Source organism: Hydrogenophaga sp. UC242_50 (assembly GCF_042697355.1).
Taxonomy (GTDB): domain Bacteria; phylum Pseudomonadota; class Gammaproteobacteria; order Burkholderiales; family Burkholderiaceae_C; genus Hydrogenophaga.
In genome coordinates, this window is record NZ_CP170553.1 from 674,028 (window position 1) to 696,802 (window position 22,775).

At 70.1% G+C, this 22,775-nt stretch carries 21 protein-coding genes and 2 pseudogenes; 14 read left to right on the forward strand and 9 right to left on the reverse strand.

The window, feature by feature from the left end; translation table 11 throughout:
- Nucleotides 1-71 precede the first annotated feature (71 nt).
- Nucleotides 72-1,019, forward strand: a complete 948-nt coding sequence (locus ACFJGX_RS03495; protein ID WP_382322702.1) for a LysR family transcriptional regulator — start codon at nucleotides 72-74, stop codon at nucleotides 1,017-1,019.
- Between the two features lie 4 nt (nucleotides 1,020-1,023).
- On the opposite strand, the gene ACFJGX_RS03500 is transcribed toward ACFJGX_RS03495, so the two are convergent.
- From ACFJGX_RS03500 to ACFJGX_RS03520, 5 genes and pseudogenes are all read right to left on the reverse strand, one after another.
- Nucleotides 1,024-1,905 carry a M14 family murein peptide amidase A gene (locus ACFJGX_RS03500; protein WP_382322701.1) on the reverse strand — a complete coding sequence of 294 codons (882 nt, stop codon included), beginning with the start codon at nucleotides 1,903-1,905 and terminating at the stop codon, nucleotides 1,024-1,026.
- Between the two features lie 41 nt (nucleotides 1,906-1,946).
- Nucleotides 1,947-3,203, reverse strand: coding sequence for an acyl-CoA dehydrogenase family protein (locus ACFJGX_RS03505; protein ID WP_382322700.1), 1,257 nt, complete (start codon nucleotides 3,201-3,203; stop codon nucleotides 1,947-1,949).
- Between the two features lie 33 nt (nucleotides 3,204-3,236).
- Nucleotides 3,237-4,442 (reverse strand): serine hydrolase domain-containing protein, encoded by a 1,206-nt coding sequence (locus ACFJGX_RS03510; RefSeq protein ID WP_382327739.1) that lies wholly within the window; start codon nucleotides 4,440-4,442, stop codon nucleotides 3,237-3,239.
- A gap of 57 nt (nucleotides 4,443-4,499) precedes the next feature.
- Nucleotides 4,500-5,294 (reverse strand): alpha/beta fold hydrolase, encoded by a 795-nt coding sequence (locus tag ACFJGX_RS03515; RefSeq protein WP_382322698.1) that lies wholly within the window; start codon nucleotides 5,292-5,294, stop codon nucleotides 4,500-4,502.
- A pseudogene (locus ACFJGX_RS03520) lies at nucleotides 5,291-6,344 on the reverse strand (peptidase M29). The gene ACFJGX_RS03515 and the pseudogene ACFJGX_RS03520 overlap by 4 nt, the downstream one beginning before the upstream one ends.
- Before the next feature lie 86 nt (nucleotides 6,345-6,430).
- Here ACFJGX_RS03520 and ACFJGX_RS03525 point away from each other — a divergent pair.
- From ACFJGX_RS03525 to ACFJGX_RS03535, 3 genes are read left to right on the forward strand one after another with little or no spacing between them, the layout of a single operon-like run.
- Nucleotides 6,431-6,952: a flavin reductase family protein gene (locus ACFJGX_RS03525; RefSeq protein WP_382322697.1), complete on the forward strand. Its 522-nt coding sequence runs from the start codon at nucleotides 6,431-6,433 to the stop codon at nucleotides 6,950-6,952.
- A 5-nt stretch (nucleotides 6,953-6,957) separates the two neighbouring features.
- Nucleotides 6,958-7,386, forward strand: coding sequence for a MarR family winged helix-turn-helix transcriptional regulator (locus ACFJGX_RS03530; RefSeq protein ID WP_382322696.1), 429 nt, complete (start codon nucleotides 6,958-6,960; stop codon nucleotides 7,384-7,386).
- Nucleotides 7,387-7,443: 57 nt separating this feature from the next.
- Nucleotides 7,444-8,349, forward strand: coding sequence for a DMT family transporter (locus ACFJGX_RS03535; RefSeq protein ID WP_382322695.1), 906 nt, complete (start codon nucleotides 7,444-7,446; stop codon nucleotides 8,347-8,349).
- Nucleotides 8,350-9,089: 740 nt separating this feature from the next.
- On the opposite strand, the gene ACFJGX_RS03540 is transcribed toward ACFJGX_RS03535, so the two are convergent.
- Entirely contained in the window at nucleotides 9,090-10,643 is a 1,554-nt protein-coding gene (locus ACFJGX_RS03540; protein WP_382327741.1) for a hypothetical protein, read from the reverse strand.
- Nucleotides 10,644-10,832: 189 nt separating this feature from the next.
- A complete protein-coding gene (locus ACFJGX_RS03545) occupies nucleotides 10,833-11,753 on the reverse strand; it encodes a hypothetical protein (protein ID WP_382327743.1) in 921 nt (306 codons plus the stop codon).
- 91 nt (nucleotides 11,754-11,844) lie between these two features.
- Here ACFJGX_RS03545 and ACFJGX_RS03550 point away from each other — a divergent pair, with 91 nt between their 5' ends.
- Nucleotides 11,845-11,988 (forward strand): hypothetical protein, encoded by a 144-nt coding sequence (locus tag ACFJGX_RS03550; RefSeq protein ID WP_382327744.1) that lies wholly within the window; start codon nucleotides 11,845-11,847, stop codon nucleotides 11,986-11,988.
- Between the two features lie 370 nt (nucleotides 11,989-12,358).
- Nucleotides 12,359-12,547 (forward strand): hypothetical protein, encoded by a 189-nt coding sequence (locus tag ACFJGX_RS03555; protein ID WP_382327746.1) that lies wholly within the window; start codon nucleotides 12,359-12,361, stop codon nucleotides 12,545-12,547.
- 7 nt (nucleotides 12,548-12,554) lie between these two features.
- Here ACFJGX_RS03555 and ACFJGX_RS03560 read toward each other — a convergent pair whose 3' ends face one another.
- Nucleotides 12,555-13,472, reverse strand: coding sequence for a LysR family transcriptional regulator (locus ACFJGX_RS03560; RefSeq protein WP_382327748.1), 918 nt, complete (start codon nucleotides 13,470-13,472; stop codon nucleotides 12,555-12,557).
- A gap of 101 nt (nucleotides 13,473-13,573) precedes the next feature.
- On the opposite strand from ACFJGX_RS03560, the gene ACFJGX_RS03565 reads away from it, so the two are divergent.
- Nucleotides 13,574-14,218, forward strand: a complete 645-nt coding sequence (locus tag ACFJGX_RS03565) for an NAD(P)-dependent oxidoreductase (RefSeq protein WP_382322692.1) — start codon at nucleotides 13,574-13,576, stop codon at nucleotides 14,216-14,218.
- Between the two features lie 308 nt (nucleotides 14,219-14,526).
- On the opposite strand, the pseudogene ACFJGX_RS03570 reads toward ACFJGX_RS03565, so the two are convergent.
- Nucleotides 14,527-16,612, reverse strand: a pseudogene (locus ACFJGX_RS03570) (acetoacetate--CoA ligase).
- Nucleotides 16,613-16,742: 130 nt separating this feature from the next.
- On the opposite strand from ACFJGX_RS03570, the gene ACFJGX_RS03575 reads away from it, so the two are divergent.
- The 7 genes from ACFJGX_RS03575 to ACFJGX_RS03605 all read left to right on the forward strand — a co-directional run bounded on the left by ACFJGX_RS03575 (nucleotide 16,743) and on the right by ACFJGX_RS03605 (nucleotide 22,775).
- The gene (locus tag ACFJGX_RS03575) at nucleotides 16,743-17,783 is read left to right on the forward strand and encodes an SMP-30/gluconolactonase/LRE family protein (RefSeq protein WP_382322691.1); all 1,041 of its coding nucleotides are present in this window, start codon (nucleotides 16,743-16,745) and stop codon (nucleotides 17,781-17,783) included.
- An 83-nt stretch (nucleotides 17,784-17,866) separates the two neighbouring features.
- On the forward strand, nucleotides 17,867-18,586 hold the full coding sequence (locus tag ACFJGX_RS03580; protein ID WP_382322690.1) for a TetR/AcrR family transcriptional regulator: 720 nt from the start codon (nucleotides 17,867-17,869) through the stop codon (nucleotides 18,584-18,586).
- Complete coding sequence (locus ACFJGX_RS03585) at nucleotides 18,583-19,527, forward strand: ABC transporter substrate-binding protein (protein ID WP_382327750.1); 945 nt, start codon at nucleotides 18,583-18,585, stop codon at nucleotides 19,525-19,527. Before ACFJGX_RS03580 ends, ACFJGX_RS03585 begins: the two co-directional genes overlap by 4 nt.
- A gap of 35 nt (nucleotides 19,528-19,562) precedes the next feature.
- Nucleotides 19,563-20,330: an ABC transporter ATP-binding protein gene (locus tag ACFJGX_RS03590; RefSeq protein ID WP_382163500.1), complete on the forward strand. Its 768-nt coding sequence runs from the start codon at nucleotides 19,563-19,565 to the stop codon at nucleotides 20,328-20,330.
- Between the two features lie 3 nt (nucleotides 20,331-20,333).
- The gene (locus ACFJGX_RS03595) at nucleotides 20,334-21,083 is read left to right on the forward strand and encodes an ABC transporter permease (RefSeq protein ID WP_382322688.1); all 750 of its coding nucleotides are present in this window, start codon (nucleotides 20,334-20,336) and stop codon (nucleotides 21,081-21,083) included.
- A gap of 61 nt (nucleotides 21,084-21,144) precedes the next feature.
- The gene (locus tag ACFJGX_RS03600; protein WP_382327752.1) at nucleotides 21,145-21,930 is read left to right on the forward strand and encodes an ABC transporter permease; all 786 of its coding nucleotides are present in this window, start codon (nucleotides 21,145-21,147) and stop codon (nucleotides 21,928-21,930) included.
- Between the two features lie 35 nt (nucleotides 21,931-21,965).
- Nucleotides 21,966-22,775, forward strand: coding sequence for a cyclase family protein (locus tag ACFJGX_RS03605; RefSeq protein ID WP_382163506.1), 810 nt, complete (start codon nucleotides 21,966-21,968; stop codon nucleotides 22,773-22,775).

Consider the following 22,775-nt stretch of genomic DNA (forward strand, 5'->3'; position numbering starts at 1 on the left):
AATGGGTGGCATCATTCCCGGCGGACCGCACGGCGTCCAATACCCGAATCGCATACAACTATCTCTCGCCCATGGGCCCCGGCAACCGACCCCTTGACCTCGACTGGCTGGAGGATTTCCTCGCGCTGGCCGAGAGCGGCAATTTCTCGCGCGCGGCGCAGGCGCGCCACATCGCGCAACCGGCTTTCAGCCGCCACATCAAGTCACTGGAAGAATGGGCGGGCGTGCCGCTGTTCGACCGCAGCGCGCACCCCGCCGTGCTCACGCCGGCCGGTCAACGCTTCAAACCGCTGCTCGAAGACCTGCTGGGCCGGCTGGAGTCGGCGCGCAGCCTGGCGCGCGCAGCGCACGACGAGGCCGCGGCCGGCCTGCGTTTCGCGGCCACGCACCTGCTCTCGCTGGCATTTTTTCCATCGTGGTTCTCGCGCGTGGAGCAGACGCTGGGCCCGCGCACGGTGCAGATGCATTCCAACAACCTGGAGGCCTGCGAAGACCTGATGCTGCAGCGCAGTGTGCAGTTCCTGCTCTGTTATGGACATCCCGAGGTGCCGGGCCGGCTGGAGGCTTCGGGCCACCCCATGCACCCCATCGGCGAAGAGACGCTGCTGCCCGTCGCGGCCGCGCGGCCCGATGGCACGCCCGCCTTCCGCCTGGGCGAACCCACGCCCGCGCAGGAGCCCCTGCCCATCCTCGCGTACCACGCCTCGTCGGGCCTGGGCCGCATGCTGCAGGCCTGCCTGCGCCCGCTGCTCGGTGGTGAGGTGCCCCACCACACGGTGTTCGCCGCGCACCACGCGGTGGTGCTCAAGGCGATGGCGCTGGAAGGCCGGGGCATCGCGTGGCTGCCGCGCAGCCTGGTGGCGGCCGAGCTCGCGGGCGGTCAGCTCGTGGTCGCCGGTGGGGAGGAATGGGCGCTGGCGATGCAGATCCGCCTGTACCGCCAGCCGATGGAGATGACCGAGTCGGCCGAAGCGCTGTGGTCGCTGGTGCGCGGCAACGCGGCCACTCCCGCGCCCTGACCCTTCAGCCGGTCTTGCGGGCGGTCTTCACCGGCAGCACGATCGGCGCGGCGTCCTCGGGGCGCAGGCGCTCGCCCATCCAGCGCTGCATGTCCATCCACATCTGGCGCATCTCTGCGTCCAGCGGCGTGCGCAGCGCGCTGGGCAGTTCCACCGTGACCACCGGCATGCCCTGGTGCACGCCACCGTAGTTGCCCAGGCTGCCGGGGAAGATGCCGACCTGGTCGAGGTACAGGCGCCCGAGCTTGGGCGGCGGCACGCCCGGGCCGTCGAAGTCGAGCACGCCATAGGGCGCGTGGATGCTGACGATGAGGTGGGGCTGGAAGCGCGCCATCTCGTCGTGCAGGAAGCGCGATTCGGGCTCGGACAGCGGGCTCGAGCCCGGCCAGCGGCGCGGGTCCTTGCGGGTGCGCTGCTCCCAGTACACCTTGGCTTCGCGTTGCCAGTTGGGCGTGGGAAAGTTGCGGTTGAGATCCACGCCGTTGGCGTTGGTGCGCCGCGCGGGGCGGGCCAGCAGGCCGTCGGGGTTGAGCGCGGGGATGAAGCGCCAGTGCGCGTTGGCCGGCATCTGCACGGCGTGCTGGATCCAGTGCAGGGCCACGGCGGCGGACGAGAGTTCGTCGCCGTGCATCGCGCCCACCACCAGCACGCGCAGCTTCGCGTCGGGCGCGCTCACGTCGCGCGCGTAGATCGTGCGGCCTTGCACCGAGCGGCCGGGCGTGGCCTTGAGTTCGGCCGCGTCGCACAGCGCCCGCTTGAGGTTGGGCAGGCGCGCGACCAGGGCCTCGCAGGGGTGGGCCGGCGCCGACTGGGCGGGGGTGGTCAACAGGCCCAGCAGCGCCAGGCACAGCGGCAGAACGGAAGGGAACCGGCGGGCTTGGAACATCCCGGCATTCTAGGAGCCCGGCCCCGCCATTCGTTCCCAGTTCATTCGTCGCGCTCGCCGGCCTCGTACAGCGTCTCGCGCCCCATGCGGTCGAGGATGAGTTCGGCGGTCCAGGGCAGCATGAGCGCGCCGCAGCGGCTGTCGCGGTACAGGCGCTCCAGCGGCAGGTGTTTCATCATGCTCTGGCCGCCGCAGGTGCGGATGGCCAGGCGCGCGATGTCGTTGGCGCCTTCCATCACGCTGTAGTGGGCGGCGTACAGGCGCAGCTTCTCGTCTTTCGTGGGGTTGGGCTTGGCCTCGGTGATGGCGCGTTGGAAGAGGCTCTTCATGCTTTCGAGCTGGATGCGCATCTGCGCCACCGCGATCTGTTTGGTGGGGTACTGGCGGCGCTTCACCGGCGGCTCGCCCTCGACCTCGCCGCGCAGGTACTTCACCGTGAAGTCGTAGGCCGCGGTGGCGATGCCCAGGTAGGTGGGCGAGAGCGTGAAGAACATGGCGGGCCAGGTCTGCGCGCCCTTGAAGTAGATACCGCGCGGCATGAGCTGTTCGGCGTCGCTCACGAACACGTCCTTGAACGCGAGGTTGCGGCTGACGGTGCCGCGCATGCCCAGCGGGTCCCATTCGCCGCTGATGGAGAAGCCCGCGCTGGTGGCGGGCACGCTGATGTAGAGCGTGTCGCGCGCGTCGGGGTGGTCGTCGCCCTTGTCTTCGGTGCAGAGGATGCCGTAGTAGTCGGCCGCGCCCGAGAGGCTGGCGAAGATCTTGCGGCCGTTGACCAGCCAGCCGCCCTCGACCTTCTTCGCGGTGGTGCCGAAGGGCGCGCGGCCGGCGGCGGCGGCGCTGCCTTCGCTGAAGGGCTGGGCGTAGACCGCGCCCTCGTTCACGATGCGCTGGAAGTGCAACTCGCGCCGCGCCAGGTGTTCGGCGCGCTGCGCCTCGGTCATGGCGATGCCGTCGGCCAGCACGCCGGTCCACATGGTGCTGCAGATGTGCATGTTCCAGGTCAGCGCGGTGGCACCGCAGAAGCGGCCGATCTCGGCGGCCACCATCATGTAGGTGGCGTAGTCGGCACCCAGGCCGCCGTGTGCGGTGGGCACGCACAGCCGGAGGAAGCCGGCCTCGCGCAGGTCGTCGTAGTTGGCGAACGGGAAGCTGGCCTCGCGGTCCCATTGCGGCGCGCGCGCTGCGAAGCGGTCGCGGCCGAGCGTGTGGGCGCGCTGGAGCAGCTCGCGCTGCAGCGGGGTGAAAAGCAGGTCGCCCACGGCGGGGGTGAAGCTCAGGGAGGGGAAGGCGTCCATGGGTGTGTCCCTTGAAAACGAGGGGAAAAAGGATCAGTCGATGCGCCCGCCCAGCGAGGCCAGCACGCCTCGCCAGAGCGCGTCGGTCTCAGTCCGGGCGTTGTCGTCCCCGCCACCGCCGGGGTGCTCCCAGGCCGAGGTGACGACCATCACGAGGCCGCTGGCGGGTTGCACGAACAGGTGCTGCCCGTGCACGCCGCGCATGAGGAAGGTGCGCTCCTTGAAGGGCAGCAGCCAGAACTGGTAGCCGTAGCCGTAATAGGGGATGCTGCGGCCGGGCCGCAGCGCGTGGCTCTGTCGGTACTCGTCGGTGGCGTCCATCAGGTAGTCGCGCGGCACCACCTGGTGCTCACCCACGCGGCCGTTGTCGGCCAGCAGCACGCCCAGGCGGCCCCAGTCGCGCAGCGAGGCGTTGAAGAAGGCGAAGGCGCCTTCCTGTCCGTCGCCGCCGGTGCGCCAGAACGCCTCGTGCTCGGCACCCATGGGCTGCCACAGCCAGGCCTGGGTCAGCGCGGCCAGGCCTTGGCCGGTGGCGCCGCGCAACACGTAGCCCAGCACCTCGGTTTCGCCGCTGGCGTAGGCGAAGCGCTCGCCGGGCGGCGCGTTGCGCTGCGTGATGGTCTGCAACACCTCCATGGCTCCGCGGGGCGACTGCATGAAGGCCACGGCCAGGCGCGTCACGTCGTCGTTGCCGTCGTAGCGCTCGCTGAACTGCAGGCCCGAGGTCATGGTGAGCAGGTGCCGCAGGTGCGTGGCGCCGTAGGGCGTGCCGGCCAGCGCGGGGGCGTATTTCTCCGCCGGGTCGTCGAGCGAGGCGATGAGGCCCTTGGCCTGGGCGATGCCCACCAGCAGCGAGGTCACGCTCTTGGCCATGGAGAAGGACAGGAAGCGCGCGCCGGGTTCGCGGCCGTAGCGGTAGCGCTCGGCCACGATCTGCCCGTCCTTGAGGATGAGCAGGCCGGTGGCGCGCTGGTGCTCGAGGTAGTCGTCCAGCGAGTAGCTGTGCTCGCGGTGGCGGTAGTGCACGGCGGGCGGCGCGGCCATGGCGGGCAGCGGCCGCGCGTGCGATGCCGGCGCCACCCGGGCCACGTGCACGCCCGGCACACGGTCCAGCGCCGACCAGGACCCGACGCGGTAGGGGTTGTTGCCCCAGGTGGTGGCGTTGCCCACCGGATAACCCTGGGCCTTGCCCAGCAGCGCCTCGTCGGGCTCGGCCCCGGCCCCCAGTGCGGCCAGCACCAGAGCGGTGGCAGAGCAAGGTGGATTCGCCGCATGGACCGCCTTGGAAAGTGCCGCTCAGTGCAGCGCGCGCGTCTGCGCCAGGAAGTCGAGCAGCAGCGCGTCGAAGTCGTCGGGCGCCTCCAGGTTCATCAGGTGGCCGATGCCTTTGAGTTCGGCGTAGCGCGCGTCGGGAATGGCCTCGGCCATCTGCTTCATCACCGCGGGCGCGGCGACGCGGTCGAACTCGCCGCCGATCAGCAGCGTGGGCACGCGAATGTCGCCCAGCGCGGCCTGGCGGTCGAAGGTGACCAGGCAATCCAGCGCGCGGCGGTAGGTGGCGGCGGGCACGCCGGCCATGCAGTGCTCGGCCAGGCGCAGGCCTTCGGGCAGGGAGCCGGGGCCGACCATCTGCGGCACCAGCCGCTGCGCCACCTCGGCCATGCTCTGGCCCGCGTCCAGCGGCGCGGTGCGCTGCGCGATGAACTGCTGCGCCCAGGCGTCGGCGCTGCGGCCGTCGGTGCGCTTGCCGAAGGCGGCCGAGGTGCCGCAGAGCACCAGCCGGCTCACGCGCTCGGGCCGGCGCGCCACCACCTCCTGCGCCACCATGCCGCCCATGCTGTGGCCCAGCAGCACCACGTGCTCGCATTGCAGCGCGTCGATCAGGTCGATGCAGCTCTGCGCCAGGCCCTTGAAGGTGTAGGGCTCGATGGGCGCGCTGTGGCCGTAGCCCGGCATGTCCCAGGCCACCGCGCGGTAACCCGCGGCGGCCAGCGTTTCCACCTGCGGCGCGAACGCGACGTGGCCGCCGCCGATGCCGTGCAGCATCAGCACGGTGGGCCCGCTGCCCAGGGTCGTGAAGCGCGGGATCATGCGGCCACCACCCGGCCGGCGTCGACCACCACACGGCCATCCAGCGCCACCGTGCAGCCGCGCAGGGGGAAGTCGAAGTGACCGCGCGTGTGGCGCCCGGCCACTTCGTTGGCGCCGGTGCTGTAGAGGAAGTTGCCCGCGAAGGCGCGCAATTCGGTGCCGTTGAAATCGCGCTTGTCGTAGAGCGCCATGCTGTCCCAGCGCGCGGCTTCGTTGAGGCCGTATCCGACATGGCTCACCGCGTAGGCCTCCTTCTCGTTCCAGGCCGCGTAGTGGCTGCGCAGCAGCTCGGCGTCCACACCGCTGCCGTCGATGCGCGTCACGTGGTCGTTCTCGATGGTCATTGTGATGGCGCGCTCGATGTAGCGCTTGAAGGTGAGGTTCACGTCGCCCTCGGCCAGCACCAGCGTGCCGTGGACGCTGCCGGCCGCCGGAAAGGCCAGCACCATGCCACCGGGCCAGTGCGTGAGCGTGCCGGCGCGTGTGGTGCTGCCCCAGTTGCCACCCACCACCGCCCCCTGCAGCGAGATGGTGAGGTCGGTGCCGGCGGCGGAGCTCACGCGCAAGGCCTGGGCGCCGCGCACCCGTTTCACGTGGTCTTTCACGCGCGCCTCGGTCGCGTCGTCGGGCAGCAGCCGCACCAGCGCCTCGGGGTGTTCGTTGCTCACGTAGACGACGCGCGGCTGGGTGAAGCCATTGCCTTTCAGGATGGCGGGCAACTCGGGCGCGTGCATCAGGCCCTCGACCGTGCAGTCCACCACCAGCGTGCAACCCGACAGCGCGGCAATCACCGGCGCGAGTTGCTGCAGGGCAGGGCTGGCGCCGGTGGAGCGCGAGACCGGCTCGCCGGTGCTGAACACCGAGGGCAGCGTGAGCGTGAAGCTGCGCGCCCCCAGGCGGGCCGCCGCGAGCCGCGCCAGTTCCATCAGCACGGGCCGGCTCTGGCTTTCGCCGAGAATCGCCAACCGTATCGCCGGTTTGCACCGCGCAGCGGCGCAGCACGGTTTCGAAGGCATCGATCCAGGCGGGTTCGGTCCGCTCCTGCAGCATGGGCTTTCCTTGTCTTGGGCCGGACCGCGTCAGGGTCTTGCAGCCGGCATTGCCATTATTCATGAATTTTCATATAAATTCCAACCATGTCCCCAGCCCGCTCCGCCGGCCACCAGGCCCGGCCCCCTGATTTTTCGGCGCACGAGTTCCGCGCCTCGCTGGGCATGTTCGCCACCGGGGTGACCATCGTGACCGCGCGCACCGACAGCGGCGATCTCGTGGGCCTGACGGCCAACTCCTTCAACTCGGTCTCGCTGTCGCCGCCGCTGGTGCTCTGGAGCCTGGCGCGCGTGGCGGGCTCCATGGCCGCGTTCTCGAATGGCCGGCACTACGCCATCAACGTGCTCGCGGCCGACCAGCAGTCGCTGGCCGAGCGCTTTGCCGCGCGCGACACCGACCGCTGGGCCGGCGTGGGTTTCACCAGCGGGGCCAGCGGCGCGCCGCTGCTCGACGGCGCCGCCGCGAGCTTCGAGTGCTTCAACCGCAGCCAGTACGCCGAAGGCGACCACGTGATCTTCGTGGGCGAGGTGGAGCGCTGCCGGCATCGGCCCGAGGCCTCGCCGCTGCTGTTCCACGGCGGTCGCTTCTACACCGAGCACCCGCTCTGAAGGCGATGACGGCGGAGCGCTTCACGGACGACTACCTGGGCTACCTGCTCGGGCAGGCCAACCATGCGCTGTTCAAGGACTTCGACGCCGTGGTGCGCGACGCCGGCCTGAGCAGCATCGAATGGCGCGTGCTGGCCACGCTCACCGGCCGTCCACCCATGCCGGTGGGCCAGCTGGCGTTCGAGGTGTTGAGCCAGCAACCCACCGTGACCAAACTCGTGCAGCGCCTGGCCGCCCAGGGCTGGGTGGCGCTGCGCGACGACCCGGCCGACCAGCGCCGCACGCTGGTGAACATCACCCCCGCCGGCCAGAAAAAGGTGACGCCGCTGATCGCGCAGGCGCGCGAGCACGAGGCGGCGGTGCTCGGCACCCTGAGCGCGGCCGAGGTGCGCCGGCTCAAGGACCAGCTGCGCCGGCTCGCGCAGCCCGGCTGACCCCGCACGAAGCCCACGCGACAGCCGGGACATCGGCGCGCGCCGACAATCGCCGGCATGACTTCACCGGCCGACCGCAAGACCCACCTCGACTCCCTCGCCATCACCCTGCTCGTGGTGTGCTGCGCCTTCTGGGGTTTCCAGCAGATCCTGATCAAGGACACCGTGGCCGAGGTGCCGCCGCTGTGGCAGGCCTCGCTGCGCTTCTGGGGCGCGGCCGTGCTCATCTGGGCCTGGTGCCGGGTGCGCGGTGTGCCGCTGTTCACGCGCGACGGCACGCTCAAGGCCGGCCTGCTCGCGGGTTCGCTGTTCGCCGGCGAGTTCGCCTTCATCTACCTCGGGCTGCTGCACACCAGCGCATCGCGCCTCACGGTGTTCCTCTACACCAGCCCCTTCGTGGTGGCGCTGCTGCTGCCGCGCGTGGTGCCAGGCGAGCGGCTGCGGCGCATCCAGTGGGTGGGCCTGGTGATCGCCTTCGCCGCCGTGGCGCTGGCTTTCAGCGAAGGTTTCATGCACGGCTCACCGGTGGCCGGTGCGTGGCTGGGCGACGCGATGGCGCTGGCCGCCGGCACGCTCTGGGGCCTGACCACGCTCACCATCCGAGCCACGAAGCTCTCGGGCGCGAGCGCGGAGAAAACCCTGTTCTACCAGGTGGCGGTGACGGCGGTCGTCGCGCCTTTCATCTCGCTCGCGCTGGGCGAGGTGTGGTCACTCGACTACTCGGCGCGCGCCTGGGGTTCGCTGGGCATCCAGACCGTGGTCGGCGCCTTCGCGAGCTACCTCACCTGGATGTGGCTGCTGCGGCACTACCCTGCCACGCAGATGTCGACCTTCACCTTTCTCACCCCGGTGTTCGCGCTGGTGTTCGGCGTGGTGCTGCTCAACGAGCCGCTCACGCCGCAGCTGGTGGTGGCGCTGGTGGGCGTGGCGCTGGGCATCGTGCTGGTGAGCCGGCGCGGCTGAACGAGGCCTTTCGGCGGCCCGGGGCGCCTCCCCTGGGAAATCCCTGGGTGCGCAGCCGAACCCCGCAGGAGATTCGGATCACTTCCCTGTTTCAGTTCTTTCACCCACGAAACTGAAACAGGGAGGACATTTTGAGCACCATCAGCGCCTGCTTGCCGGTCTATTCATTCCCTCTGCCCTTCGGCGACCAGACGGTGGACTCCGATGAGAGGACGCTCATCGAAGACGCCCACTCCCCGGCCAACGGATCGTCGCCCTCCGACTCCGCCTGGGAGGCCAGCCAGATTCCCCTCGAGCTCTTGCGGCCGTCCTTTTTGCAGGCCGAGGGGCCCTCCCTCGACGTCCAGCAGCGGGTGGCCGACATCCTCCAGAGCGTGGCCTTCACCCCCCTGAAGGACGACCTCGACCCCCTCGTTTCCGCCCAACACTATTACCCAGTGTGGTGCGTCCTGCTGTACGCCACCGTCGGCGCGGGCTTCGGGACGGGCATCGATTTCCAGACGGGCGCCGAGCACCCGAATTCGGGGCTGCACAACCTGCCGGCGCTGGTCGTCGGCCTGGGACAGGCGGGCGACACCAAGATCACCTGGGACGGCATCCGCGGCGCGCTGGCGGGCCGCGAGCAGGAACTGGAAGCCTGCCGCGTCTACCTGAGCGCGGCGTCCGGCCTCCAGGCCCTGGCAGGCCTGGAGGCGGAGTTCCTGCGACGGCCTCCAGGCGCGCAGAACCCGCGCGACCTGTCATTGCTCAAGGAAGCTCAGGCCAGACTGCGGGCGCTGGCGGACACCCACGCGGCGACGTTCAAGCAGTGCCTGGAGCCGGGCCATCTCATCCCCCGCTGCCTGCTGGCCGGGGTGCGCGACGTCGGTTTCGGCTCGCTCTCCCTGCTCAAGACCGTCCCGTCGGCCGTGGTCAGCGGCCTGTCGACCAGCGGGCCGCTGACCGGCGCGGCCAAGAACATCGCCGTCGCCCTGCCCTACCTCTCCGGCTCCATGAACATGGTGACGGGCGTCCTCCACATCCTGCAGGCCGTCTGCGAGGGCATGGATGCCCGCCGGGAGCGCAAGACGCTGCTGTTGGCCGAGCGGTTCGACAAGAACGTCTTCGAAGCCCACGGCGCGGATTGCCCCGAGTTGCTGGAGCTGATGGAGCACCGCCACCAATGGCGGGAGTTGAAACGGCTGGACGCCAACCTGCTGGACCTGCACGGCTGGATCCGCGGCATCTACGGCGGCACCAGCCTGGGGGGCGCCGTGGCAGCCACAGCGCTGACCGCGCTGGGCGGCGGCGCCTTGTTCGGCGCCGCCACCATGGGCATCCCCGGCCTGGTGGGCATCCTCCTCGCGGGCGGCTACATGCTGTGGTACGGCATTCGCGCCAAGGTCAGGGCCGCTGAGCAGAAGCGCCACGACAAGGCCTGCCGCGCGGTGGCGGCCCACCACGACCGCAAGACCGGCGCGATGCCGGGCCTGGCCGACCCTGACCAGGGTCGCCCGATCCAGGCCATCGCGCGCAGCCTGGTCGATCGGCTTCTGGCGCCAACCACACAACACCGCACCCGGCAGATGCTGATCGCCCTCGGCCTCTCGCCCTCGGTGATCGACGCGGCCATCCATGGCGACCGCGAGCCGCTCACCCGGCTCATCGTGCAGCTGGGCTCGCAGGCCAGCTCCCCGTCGGAGGCCGAGGCGCTGCGGCGCTTCCATGCGCGTTCGGACGTTTCCGCCTGGGACCAGCTGATGGCCCTGGACCGGTGGCAAGCCCTCGGCCACGCGCCGACGGACATCGCCCGCCCGGCCGAGCCGGTCCAACCGCGCTGGACCCGGCACCTCGCGCCGGGCACCGGCATGGGGGACCTTCGCCAATCGTCCCTGACCCCGCGGCTCATCCACCGGCACTGGAACGATGAGGGCTTCCAGCCCTTCCTGCGCCGCCTGTGTGTGCACACCCACGAGGTGATGAACACGCCGCAAGACGCCTGGGACCTGCTGCAGACCCGCCGCCACGAGGCGAAACAGGAGGCGCAGGCGCGCGCCACCGTCGCCGGCTGGATCGCCGGCGGCCAGTGGCGCAACATCGAAATATGCCTGCGCGACGACCACGATTTCGCCAACGTCAAGTACCAGCAGGTCCTTCAGAACGGCTACGGCATCTCGCCGCGGGACGCGGGCGGCTTTCTGACCGTCCTGCAAGGGCACGCTCGGACCGCGCCCTTGCAGACCGACACGCTGGCGTCGTTCATGTCCATCTGCCAGGCCAGCGATGCGGCCGGCAAACGGCAGCTCGTGCCGCACGTGCAGGCGCTCGTGGAAGCCACCGTCAAGGGCATGCCTTCAGAAGGCGAGGCGTTCTATGCCGCGCTGGGCATCACCTCCCTCCACGACATGGATGCACGCAACGTGGATGCCGTGCTGCGGTTGCTGCAGCAATTCCTGTCCGTGTCCGAAAAACTGCGGGGCCAGACCCTGTCCAAGGTGGTGGCCTCACTGCATGCCTACCCCACGGGTGGCGGCTTTCCCGAGGCCCTCTGCCGCCTCGCGGCCTTGCGCGAGCTCCGCCTGCGCTGCGAAACGGCGGGCCGCTCCGTGGAGGACCCGGACGTCCAGCACGCGCTGGCGATGGCCCGACAACTGTCGGGGCAGAAACTGGACACCTGGACGATCGGTGCCGGCGAAGGCGGTGGTGTGTTCGGTTTTAAGGGCTACCGCCTGAACGATGAAGGCGCGTTCATCCGGTACCTGTTCGAGCGTTGCCTGGGCAGCCCCCTCTCCCCTTTGAACCTGTCCTCCACCTCGCTTGGGAAGTTGTCGCTGGCGTCGGCGGACCCCACGCACCAGGCCGCGCTGTACAGCGCCCCTGGGGCCTTGGAGAAGGCGCTCCAGAGCCGCGACCCTCGCCAGCGCAAGACCGCCCTGGCCTGCCTCGAGGCGCAGCTGCACACCGCCAGGGAGCGCGCGGAAGCCGCGCCCGACGCATCCGGCTGCGTCACCCATCTGCAGGCGTTCTTTCGCCTGGAGAAGCTCGCCCAACAACACGGCGTGGCGACGTCGACACCGAGGCTGGGCCACCCGCTGGACCCGAACCGGCTCAATTTTTACCGCGCCGCGCTGGCGTGGCCCAACAAGACCGCCCGCGCCAAGAACATCCAGGCGATCCAGACCGAGCTCGACCAGCTGAAAAGGGGCCACGCCACGGGCAATCCCTTCTGGTCGGCCAAGTTCCTGCGGTCGCAAAAGATCGCGGGCGCCGCCGAACTGCAGAAAATGCGGGCGCTCCATCCAGAGATCGCGGCAGGCTCGTACAAGGGCCTTGTGAAGTCGCTTCAGGCCTTGAGCCGCATGGGTGTGGCCGCCCTGCGCCAGGCCATCCACCGAGACACGGAGAAAGCCCGCCAGTGGATTCAAGTCCACTTCAGGTCCCGTGGCGTGCCGCTGCCGAGCGACTGGCAGGAGGGGCTGAAGGAGGCCGCCCGAAAAAGGGCCCCTCGACCTGTTGATGGCGCTGTCGGCCCTGAAGGACCGGGCGGCCCAACAGCACTCGAAAGAACTGGCGAAGCGGCTGTGGTCCCATGCCGGCAGCGGGATCCACATGGGCCTCACCCACAGCACGAAGACCCCTTCCAGCGACGCACCGCTCTGAGGCCCGTGGCGGCAAGCACCGCAGCGGACGGGTGGCCGTGCGATGTAAGTCATCCGTCAGTTTGGCGGATGAGCATCAGCCGGCCCCCATGGCCCGCGGCGCCCCAGCCGAGACCACCGCGGCAAGGAGAACCCCATGCTGTCCAAGGCTGTCGTGCTGCTGTCGCTGGTCGCGCTGATCTTTCCCATGGTGTTCTTCACCTTTGCGTCGCCGCCACTGCTCATCCTGAAACACGACACGCCGCAGGACGCGCGTTTCGTCCGGGGCTTGTTCAACTACTACTACTCGGTGGTGGTGGTCGCCGCCAGCCTCGGGGGCCTGGGCCAGCTGGCGGTGGGCCGCGTCGCGGTGGGGCTGGCCGATGGGCGGTGTGGCGGCCTTTGTCTTCGCGGTGCGCCGCTGGGTCGTCCCGCGCATGGACGCGCTGCGGGAACGGATCGCGGGCGGAGACGCCTCCGCCATCCCGAGTTTCCGGCGCCTGCACATGGCGGGCATCCTGCTCAACCTGGTGCAGGTGGGCGTGGTCGCCTGGGGCATGGCGAAGCTCGCCGCGCTGTAAGAGGCGCTCAGCCCGGCCGGGCCGCGAAGTGCTGCTGCAGGGCCTGCAGCGCATGGCGCACCTTGGCCGGTTGTTCGCCGCGCCGGGGCGTGACCGCAAACACCGCCGCCGGCTCCAGCCGCCAGTCCGGCAGCACGGGCGCAAGCCGACCTTCGGCCTGGGCCTGGCGCACGTCGTCGGCCATGCCCACGTACAGACCCCATCCCGCCAGCGCCATGGCCTGCAGCGCGGTCACCTGCGAGGCCAGCAGGCGCGCTTCGACGCGCACCTCTTCGCGCTCGCCTTGCGGGCCCTGGAAGCTCAGCGTGTCCACCGCCGTGCCGCGCGGCGGCAGGCCCAGCCAGTCGTGCCCGGCGAGTTCGCCTGGGTGGCGCGGCCAGCCGCGTTCGGCCAGGTAACGCGGCGCGGCGCAGAGCTGGCGCTGGAGTTCCCCCAGGCGGCGCGCGACCAGGGAAGAATCGGTGAAGCGGCCTACGCGCAGCGCAAGGTCCACCCGCTCGCCGATGAGGTCGATGGGCGTGTCGTCCAGCAACAGGTGCAGCCGCAGCCGGGGGTGGCGGCGCAGCGGTTCGAGCGCGCTGGCCAGCAGCTCGCCGAAGCCGATCGGCGCGGCCAGGCGCAGCTCGCCCTCGGGTTCGTCGCGCAGGCGCTCCAGCGCCTGGTCGGCACTGCGGGCCTGGGCGACCATGGCGGCGCAGGCGGGGTAATAACGCTCACCGGCCTCGGTGAGCGTGAGGCGGCGGGTGGAGCGGTGCAGCAGCACCAGTCCCAGGGCCTCTTCGAGCAGGCGCAGCTGCTGGCTCACGGCCGAGGGTGTGCTGCCCAGGCGGCGAGCGGCGGCGCTCAGCGAGCCGCTGTCCACGATCTCCGCGAACAGCGCCATGCGTTTGAGCTTGTCGGTCCAGGCGGTGGTTTCGCTGCTCATTGATTAGATTTTCTACAAGAAGAAAGCGGATTTTGCCGCCTACCGCGCTTTTCGTGTAGCCAGGACACTAGATCCATCCCAACCTTTTCAGGAGTCCCGTCATGAAGATCGCCCTCATCGGTGCCACCGGTTTCGTCGGCAGCGCCGTGCTCACCGAACTGCTTTCGCGCGGCCACAGCGTGACCGCCCTCGCCCGCCACCCCGACAAGCTGGCCGCCCAGCCCCGGCTGCAGGTGGTGAAGACCGACGTGACCGACGCCGCGCAGGTGGCCCGGGCCGTGGCCGGCCACGACGCCATCGTGAGCGCCTACAACCCGGGCTGGAGCGAGGCCGAGATCCACCGCCTGTTCGGCCTGGGCTACGACGGCATCCTGGCCGGCGCGAAGCAGGCCGGTGTGCAGCGCGTGCTGGCGGTCGGCGGCGCGGGCAGCCTGGAGGTGGCGCCCGGTCTGCAGCTGGTGGACACGCCCGAGTTTCCGGCCGAGTGGAAACAGGGTGCGCTGGCCGCGCGCGACCTGCTCACGCGCCTGCGGGGTGAGAAGGAACTGGAATGGAGCTTCATCTCTCCCCCCATCGCACTGGCGCCGGGTGAGCGCACGGGCCAGTACCGCACGGGTGGTGACCAGTTGTTGCCCGGCCAGGGCGAAGCGCCTGCCGGCATCTCGGTGGCTGATCTGGCGGTGGCGATCGTGGACGAAATCGAGACGCCCAAGCACACCCGCCAGCGCTTCACGGTGGCGAACTGAGGGTTCACGCCGACACGAACGGGGGAGGCCGCCGGGTGCCCGGCTCCGCGGCTGTCCCCCGGGGCGGCTTCGCCGCCCCTCCTCCTTTACGCCGCTGCGCCGGACACCCGGTGACCTCCCCCTCTGTGGCACGCGGACGGTCGAACACCCCCGCCCACCCTCAGCACGCTGCGGCTCGCGAGTGCCGGGCGCTCTGCGCAGCGGGGTCAAGGAGGAGGCGGCACCAGCCGCCGGGGGACACCCGCGGAGCAGAGCGCCCGGCACTCGCGGGCACCACGAGGTGCAGGCGCGAAAACCTGGCAGAGCAGCTACGCCCGCGCCCGCGAAGCCGCGAATTTCACGTACCAATCCAGGCAGCCCGGGTTGCGCGATGGCCTCGCGGTTGATGACCTTCTCCAGCGGCTGGCCGAGCAGCAGTTTCTTGATCGGCAGTTCCTGCTTCTTGCCCGAGAGCGTGCGCGGAATCTCGGCCACCTGAAACACGCCGTTGGGCACGAAGCGCGGCGACAGCGCGGTCTTGATGCTGTCGTTGATGCGCGCCTTGAGCGCATCGTCGAGCACGGTGCCTTCGCGCAACACCACGAACAGCGGCATGTAACTCTCGCGCCCGAGGTACTCGAGGTCCACCACCATGGAGTCCATCACCTCGGGCAGGGCCTCGACCGCGCTGTAGAGCTCGCTCGTGCCCATGCGCAGACCATGGCGGTTGATGGTGGCGTCCGAGCGGCCGTAGATCACGCAGGAGCCGTCCGCGCCGATGCGCAGCCAGTCGCCGTGCCGCCAGACCGCGCCGGCCTCAGGGCCGAGGTCGCCACCCCCGGGCTTGCGGCCCTGGCCCGGCGGGTAGGTGTCGAAATAACTGCCGATCAGGCGCTGGTGGTCCACGTCGCCCACGAAGTAGAGCGGCATCGACGGGATCGGTTGCGCGCACACCAGCTCGCCCACTTCGTCGATCACCGGCTGGCCCTGCTCGTTCCACGCTTCGACCGCGCAGCCCAGCAGCCGGCACTGCATGCGCCCGGGCGTCTGCGGCAGCTCGCGGTTGCCGCCGATGAAAGCGCCCGCGAAGTCGGTGCCGCCCGAAATGTTGCACCACCAGATGTCCTGCTGCGCCTCGCTCTTCGCGATGCGGCGGAACTGATCGGTGCCCCAGCGCTGCGCGTCTTCCGACAACGGTGATCCGGTGGTGCCGAGCGCGCGCACGGCGGACAGGTCGCCACACGCGGCCAGGTCGACGCCGGCCTTGATGCAGTTGGCGAAGAAGGCCGCGCCCGCGCCGAAGAAGGTCACGCCCAACTCGGCGGCGAAGCGCCAGAGCGTGGTCCAGTCGGGCTTGTCCTTGCTGCCGCCGGGGTTGCCGTCGTAGATCACGCAGGTGGTGCCGTTGAGCAGGCCGCTGGTCTGCGCGTTCCACATCACCCAGCCGGTGGAGCTGTACCAGTGGAAGCGCTCGCCCCAGCTGTTGGGGTGGTAGCTGCAGCCCACGTCGTTGTGCAGGATCTTGAGCGCCATGCCCACGATCACCGTGCCGCCATGGCCGTGCACGATGGGCTTGGGCAGGCCGGTGGTGCCGCTGGAATAGACGATCCACAGCGGGTGGTCGAACGGCAGCCACAAGGGTTCGAAGGCGGCGGTGGCGGCATCGTCGCGCGCGGTGGCGGCCGCGAAGCTGGCACAGGGCGATGCGGCCTGCAGCGCCTCGGCCTGCGCCGCCTCGCCTTCGGCCAGGTTGGTGTGCAGCACCACGTGGCGCACCGTGGGCAGGGCCGCGCGCAGCTCGGCCACCACCGCCAGGCGGTCGTGGTCGCGGCCGGCGTAGCTCACGCCGTCGCAGGCGATCAGCACCACCGGCTCGATCTGGCGGAAGCGGTCGAGCACGGCGTTGGTGCCCATGTCGGGCGCGCAGATGCTCCACACGCCGCCGATGGACACCGTGGCGAGAAAAGCCACCATGGCCTCGGGAATGTTGGGCAGGTAGGCCGCCACGCGGTCGCCCGGCTGCACGCCCTGGGCCTGCAGGTGCTGCGCGAGCGAGGCGACCTGGCGCCGCAGCTCGGGCCAGCTCAGCTCCACGTGCCGGCCCTTTTCATTGCGGCTCACCACGGCGGAAAAACCCGCCTCGTGCGCCGGCCGCACGTGGCGGAACACCTGCTGCGCGTAGTTCATGCGCGCGCCGGGAAACCAGGGTGCGCCGGGCATCACGTTCTTCGCCAGCACGGCCGTGTGCGGCGTGGGCGACTGCAGCTCGAAGTAGTCCCAGATGCTTTGCCAGAAGCCGTCGAGGTCGGTGATGGACCAGCGCCAGAGCGCGCCGTAGTCGTCGAAACGCAGGCCGCGGTGCTCGGCGAGCCATTGCTGGTAGAGGCGGATCTGGGGCACGTGGGGCGCGGTCATGCGCCGAGCTTAGACCGGGCCCGCGCCCGGTACGACTAGGGTTTGTACGGTTGTACAAGAATCGGCGCCAACCGTTCAATGCCCCCTTCGCCGGCCGCAGCCCGCGGCCCGCCTCATCGGGGAACCCACCATGCCTTCGACAAACAACCCGCTGGACGGCTTCCAGGTCGACCGCGCCGCCATCCGCACCATCGGCCAGGACCTGCAACGGCCCGAGTGCATCCTGGCCGAGCGCGACGGCACGCTGTGGGCGGCCGACGCGCGCGGCGGCGTCACGCGCATCGGCGCCGACGGGCAGCAGCGCTTCATCGGCCAGCGCGCCGACCAGCGCTTCGCCAGCGCCGCGCAGGCTTCGCTGCACGACGTGGAGGCCAAGTACACGCAGGGCACCTTGCCCAACGGCCTGGCCTTCGCGGCCAATGGCGACGTGCTGATCGCCAACTTCGGCACCGACCGGCTGGAGGTGATGGCGCGCGACGGCCAGACGCGCACGCTGCACGACACCATCGACGGCCAGGCGATCGGCAAGGTCAACTTCGTGCTGCGCGATTCGAAGAACCGCATCTGGCTCACCGTCTCCACGCGCGTGAACCCCTGGACCGTGGCGGCCAGCAGCCGCGTGCGCGACGGCTACATCGCGGTGGTGGACGAACGCGGCCTGCGCGTGGTGGCCGACGGCTTTCACTTCACCAACGAGATCCGTTTCGACGCGAACGAGGAATGGCTCTACATCGTCGAGACCACCGGGCCGCACATCAGCCGCATGCGCGTGGTGGAGTCGGCCCAGGGCGTCGCCCTGGCCGACCGCGAGGTGTTCGGGCCCTCCCACCTGGGCGGCTTCCCCGACGGCATCGCGTTCGACGCCTTCGGCAACCTCTGGTGCACGCTGGTGATGACCGACCAGCTGATCGCGCTCACGCCGCAGGGCGAGCGGCGCCTGCTGCTCGACGACGGCAACCCCGAGGCCTCGAAGGTGCTGCTGGACCACATGAACGACGGCACGCTCACCGCCGAGGACATGCTGCGCGCGCGCGGCACGCTGGCGCCCTGGATGGCCAGCGTCACCTTCGGCGGGCCCGACCTGCGCACGGTCTACATCGGTAGCCTCATGGGCACCACCATCCCCTTCTTCACCTCGCCCGTGCCCGGCCTGCCCATGGTGCACTGGTAACACACCAGCGCCCGCCTTCCGCACGACCCGGCCCAGGGTTTGTACGGGTGTACAACATTTTTGAACACATGTTCAATACCGCCATGCCGTCCCGCAAGCCTGAGCCTGCCCGTCGCCAGAAGAGTGCCGCGCCCCGCCCCGACCGCCAGCAGGCCATCCTGCTCGCGGCCGAGAAGCTGTTCGCGCAGCGCGGCTACCACGCGGTGACGATCCGCCAGATCGCCGAAGAGGCCGGCGTGCCGCTGGCGCTGGTGGCCTACTACCACGGCCCCAAGCAGGACCTGTTCCACGCGGTGTTCGCGCACTGGAGCCACACCATCGAGGAGCGGCTGGCCGCGCTGGACGCCGCCTCGCAGGACCCCGACGACCCGCAGACCCTGCCGCGCATCGTCGAGGCCTTCGTGGCGCCGGTGATCCGCATGCGCTCCAGCCCCGAGGGGCAGTTCTACGCCCAGCTGGTCGGCCGCGAACTGGCCTACCACGGCGAGGAGTCCGACCGCGTGCTGCGCGAGTTCTTCGACCCGCTGGCGCACCGCTTCATCGATGCGCTGCACCACGCCCTGCCGCGCGCCAGCCGCGCCGAGGCCGCCTGGGGCTACCAGTTCGCGCTCGGCGCCCTGCTGCACCACCTGGTGGATGTGCGCGTGGAGCGCCTCTCGCTCAACATCAACCGCGCCAACGACCCGGCCGCCGCCGAGCGGCTGGTGCGCTTCATCGTGGGGGGACTGCGCGCCGCGCTGTGCCCCCCGCCCCCGCTTTCGCCCCGCCCCCCGAGCAAAACCAACCACAGGAGACCCCAATGAAACGTCGCACCGCCCTGGCCGCCCTGGCCTCTGTTCCCGCCGCCGCCGTGAGCCTGCCGGCTTTCGCGCAGAGCCCCACCAAGATCGTGTTCGGCTACACCGCCGTGACCGACTTCGCCTCGGTGTTCGTCGCGGCCGAGAACGGCTACTTCAAGAAGCGCCTGCTCGACGTGGAGCTCAAGTTCATCCCGATCAACTCCACCATCCCGGCCGCGGTGCAGGCCGACTCGCTGCAGATCGGCGGCCCCACGCCCAGCGTGTACCTGCAGTCGGTGGACGGCGGCCTGGACCACGTGGTGGTCGCCGGTGCCGGCGTGACCTCCAAGACCATCACCGGTTTCGGCCTGGTGCGCAAGGCCGGCAGCGGCATCCGCAAGGCCCAGGACTGCGTGGGCAAGAAGATTGGCGTGCCCGGCCTGGGCGCCTTCCTGCACGTGACCTTCCGCGCCTGGCTCAAGAGCCAGGGCGTGGACTACACCAAGGTGAACTTCGTCGAAGCCTCGTTCCCGCAGCACGGCGACCTGCTGCGCGGCGGTTCGGTGGACGCCGTGGTGAGCGCCGACCCCTTCATGAGCCGCATCACCGACTCCGGCGTGGGTTACGTGGCCTCGTACTACTCGACCTTCCTGCCCGAGAACCAGCCCACCATCATCCACGTCGCGCGCCGCGACTGGGTGCGCAAGAACCCGTCGGCCGCGCGCGGCTTCCGCGAGGCCGTGCAGGAGGCCGCGGCCTTCATGAACCAGCCGAAGAACGACGCTGCCGTGCGCGCGGCCATCGGCAAGTACATCAAGCTGCCGCCCGAGGTGATCGCCAAGGTGCAGATCTCGCCCCCCATGGCGGTGGTGACCGAGAAGCAGCTCAGCTACTGGGTCGACCTCATGAAGGACCAGGGCATGCTCAAGACGGTGCCCGACGTGGCGCGCCTGATCGCCAAGTGAGGCACGCCACGCCCCACGCCAGCGCCGCTTCGACCATGACCGATACCGTTCTGCACTTCGACCGCGTCGCCATCGAACTCGGTGGCCGGCAAATCCTCTCACCCACCGAACTGACGGTGAAGCGCGGCGAGTTCGTGTGCGTGATCGGCCCCTCGGGCTGCGGCAAGACCACGCTGCTGCGCGCCGCCGCCGGCTTCGTGACGCCCAGCCAGGGCAGCGTGCGCCGCCAGGGCGCGCCCATCACCGGCCCGAGCCGCGAGGTGGCGTTCGTGTTCCAGGACTACGGGCGCGCCCTGCTGCCCTGGCGCACGGTGCAGGCCAACGTGAGCCTGGCGCTGGAGGCGGCGAACGTGCCGGCGGCCGAACGGCCCGCGCGCATCGAGCACGTGCTGAAAACCGTGGGCCTGGCCGCGCACGGGCACAAGTTCCCGGCGCAGCTCTCGGGCGGCATGCAGCAGCGCGTGCAGATCGCGCGCTGCCTGGCCCAGCGGCCCGACGTGATGCTGATGGACGAGCCCTTCGGCGCGCTCGACGCGATGACGCGCGAGACCCTGCAGGACGAGCTGGCGCGCCTGGTGCGCGAGGAAGGCCTGACGGTGATGTTCGTCACCCACGACCTGGAGGAAGCGCTGTACCTGGGCGACCGCGTGATCGCGCTGCGCAGCAACCCCACGCCCGAGCTGCCCAGCCTGGCCGCGCTGATCGACGTGCCGCTGCCACAGCCGCGCGACCAGCTCAGCACCAAGGAACACCCCGAGTTCCTGCGCCTGCGCCGCGAGCTCTACCACTACCTCGGGCACTGAACGATGAAGCTGAAGTCCCTTGCGTTCCCGGCCCTGCTGCTGGGCGCGCTGGAAATCTGGGCCCGCACCACGGGCCAGGGCAGCGATGCCATCGCCCCGCCCAGCGCCGCGCTGCGCGCCTTCGGCGGCGCGGTCACCGACGGCTCGCTGCTGGAGGCCACGGCCTTCACGCTCGGCACGGCCGCGCTCGGCCTGCTGATCGGCGCGCTCGGCGGCCTGCTGCTGGGCACCTTGTTGGGCCTGTCGCGGCGCGCCGCGCAGCTCGGTTTCCTGAGCGTGGAAGTCGCGCGCCCCATTCCGTCGGTGGCGCTGATCCCGCTGGCCATGCTGGTGTTCGGTTTCGGCCTGCGCATGGAGCTCAGCGTGGTCGCCTTCGCCTGCCTGTGGCCCATGCTGGTGCTCACGCAGGCCGCGGTGCAACAGGTCGAGCCCCGCCTGCTGGAGGTGGCGCGCGCGCTGGAACTCACGCCGCGGCAGCGCTTCGCCTGGATCATCGGCCCGGCCATCGTGCCGCGCCTGTTCGTCGCGCTGCGCCTGGGCGTGGCGATCGCCCTGGTGGTCGCCGTCACGGTGGAGATCGCGGCCAACCCGCACGGCATGGGCTACGCGATGATGATCGCGCAACAAAGCCTGGACCCGGCGCTGATGCTGGCCTGGCTGGCCTGGATCGGTGTCGTGGGCTACGTCATCAACGTCGGCGCGCTCGCGCTGCAGCGCCGCGTGGCGCGCGCCATGGGGGAGCAGGCCGCATGAGCGCCGCGCAGGGCCGCCCCAAGCAAGCTCGCACCGCGGTGCGGAGCACGAAGGATTTCGAATGAGCGCCGCACACAAAACCAACCGCACCTTGAACGCGCTCGGCAGCGCCTCGGGCTCCGTGCTCGTGCTGGCCGCCTTCATCGCCCTGTGGTGGGCCGCCAGCACCAGCGGCTGGGTCAACCGCGCCTTCCTGCCCACGCCACAGGCCACGCTGCAAAGCCTGGTGCAAGGCCTGGCCGGCGGCGACCTGGCGGCCTACACCTGGGCCACGCTCAGCCGCATGTTCAGCGGCTGGGTGCTGGCGAGCGCGCTGGGCATCGCCCTGGGCGCGCTGATCGGCAGCTCGCAGCGCGCCAGCGAATGGATCGGCCCGACCCTGGAGTTCATCCGCCCGCTGCCGGCTTCGGCCGTGATGCCGCTGGCCATCGCGCTCTTCGGCCTCTCCGGCGGCATGGTGCTGGCCGTGGTCGCCTTCGGTGCCATGTGGCCGGTGCTGCTGGCCACGCTGCACGGCCTGGCCAACGTGCACAAGCAGTTGCGCGAGGTCTCGCGCTCGCTGGAACTCAGCCACCTGGCCTTCGTGCTCAAGATCGGCCTGCCCAACGCCATGCCCGACATCCTGGCCGGCATGCGGCTGTCGATGACGGTCTCGCTCATCGTCTCGGTGGTGGGCGAGATGATCGCCTCGCAACCCGGCCTGGGCCAGGCCATCCTGCTGGCCGCGCGCTCGTTCCAGGCCAGCGAACTCTTCGCCGGCATCGTGCTGCTCGGCGCCATGGGCTTTGCCAGCAACGTGGTGCTGGCCCTGGCCGAACGCTCGCTGTTGCGCTGGCAACGCCCCTGATTCCCAACATCACCGCCCCACTGGAGAACACCGCCATGCCCCGCAAATTCATCGACCTGTCCATCTACCTGGAGAACGACGTGGTGAGCGACCCGCCCGCGTTCGCCCCCAAGATCCAGTACTTCACGCACGACAACACCTTCGAGCAGATCGAGCCCTTCTTCCCAGGGCTGAAGAAGGAAGACCTGCCCGACGGCGAAGGCTGGGCGGTGGAGCTGGTGCAGCTCTCCACGCACAACGGCACGCACCTCGATGCGCCCTACCACTTCCACTCCACCATGGACAAGGCGCTGGGCGAGAAGAAGCCCGCGATCGCCATCCACGACGTGCCGCTGGAGTGGTGCTTCCAGCCCGGCGTGAAGCTGGACTTCCGCCACTTCGCCGACGGCTACGTGGTCACGGCCGCCGACGTGGAAGCCGAGTTGAAGCGCATCAACCACACCCTCAAGCCGCTGGAGATCGTGGTGGTGAACACGCGCGCCGGTTCGCGCTACGGCCACAACGACTTCGTCTCGGCCGGCTGCGGCATGGGCTATGAAGCCACCATGTATTTGCTGGAACGCGGCGTGCGCCTGACCGGCACCGACGCCTGGAGCTGGGACGCGCCCTTCGTGCACACCGCGCAGAAGTATGGCGAGACGAAAGACGCCTCGCTGATCTGGGAAGGCCACAAGGCCGGGCGCGACATCGGCTACTGCCACATCGAGAAGATGCACAACCTCGAGGCCTTGCCGGCCGACGGGTTCTTCATCTCCTGCTTCCCCCACAAGATCCGAGGCGCCTCGGCGGGTTGGACCCGTGCCGTGGCCATCTTCGACGACGCCCTCCAAGCCACCGCCGCATGA

What these genes read in the sequence shown, in the direction of transcription:
- ACFJGX_RS03495 (WP_382322702.1), top strand. Translation starts at nt 72, where the DNA reads ATGGGCCCCGGCAACCGACCCCTTGACCTCGACTGGCTGGAGGATTTC.
- ACFJGX_RS03500 (WP_382322701.1), bottom strand. Translation starts at nt 1,905, where the DNA reads ATGTTCCAAGCCCGCCGGTTCCCTTCCGTTCTGCCGCTGTGCCTGGCG.
- ACFJGX_RS03505 (WP_382322700.1), bottom strand. Translation starts at nt 3,203, where the DNA reads ATGGACGCCTTCCCCTCCCTGAGCTTCACCCCCGCCGTGGGCGACCTG.
- ACFJGX_RS03515 (WP_382322698.1), bottom strand. Translation starts at nt 5,294, where the DNA reads ATGATCCCGCGCTTCACGACCCTGGGCAGCGGGCCCACCGTGCTGATG.
- ACFJGX_RS03525 (WP_382322697.1), top strand. Translation starts at nt 6,431, where the DNA reads ATGTCCCCAGCCCGCTCCGCCGGCCACCAGGCCCGGCCCCCTGATTTT.
- ACFJGX_RS03530 (WP_382322696.1), top strand. Translation starts at nt 6,958, where the DNA reads ATGACGGCGGAGCGCTTCACGGACGACTACCTGGGCTACCTGCTCGGG.
- ACFJGX_RS03535 (WP_382322695.1), top strand. Translation starts at nt 7,444, where the DNA reads ATGACTTCACCGGCCGACCGCAAGACCCACCTCGACTCCCTCGCCATC.
- ACFJGX_RS03550 (WP_382327744.1), top strand. Translation starts at nt 11,845, where the DNA reads ATGGCGCTGTCGGCCCTGAAGGACCGGGCGGCCCAACAGCACTCGAAA.
- ACFJGX_RS03560 (WP_382327748.1), bottom strand. Translation starts at nt 13,472, where the DNA reads ATGAGCAGCGAAACCACCGCCTGGACCGACAAGCTCAAACGCATGGCG.
- ACFJGX_RS03565 (WP_382322692.1), top strand. Translation starts at nt 13,574, where the DNA reads ATGAAGATCGCCCTCATCGGTGCCACCGGTTTCGTCGGCAGCGCCGTG.
- ACFJGX_RS03575 (WP_382322691.1), top strand. Translation starts at nt 16,743, where the DNA reads ATGCCTTCGACAAACAACCCGCTGGACGGCTTCCAGGTCGACCGCGCC.
- ACFJGX_RS03580 (WP_382322690.1), top strand. Translation starts at nt 17,867, where the DNA reads ATGCCGTCCCGCAAGCCTGAGCCTGCCCGTCGCCAGAAGAGTGCCGCG.
- ACFJGX_RS03585 (WP_382327750.1), top strand. Translation starts at nt 18,583, where the DNA reads ATGAAACGTCGCACCGCCCTGGCCGCCCTGGCCTCTGTTCCCGCCGCC.
- ACFJGX_RS03590 (WP_382163500.1), top strand. Translation starts at nt 19,563, where the DNA reads ATGACCGATACCGTTCTGCACTTCGACCGCGTCGCCATCGAACTCGGT.
- ACFJGX_RS03595 (WP_382322688.1), top strand. Translation starts at nt 20,334, where the DNA reads ATGAAGCTGAAGTCCCTTGCGTTCCCGGCCCTGCTGCTGGGCGCGCTG.
- ACFJGX_RS03600 (WP_382327752.1), top strand. Translation starts at nt 21,145, where the DNA reads ATGAGCGCCGCACACAAAACCAACCGCACCTTGAACGCGCTCGGCAGC.
- ACFJGX_RS03605 (WP_382163506.1), top strand. Translation starts at nt 21,966, where the DNA reads ATGCCCCGCAAATTCATCGACCTGTCCATCTACCTGGAGAACGACGTG.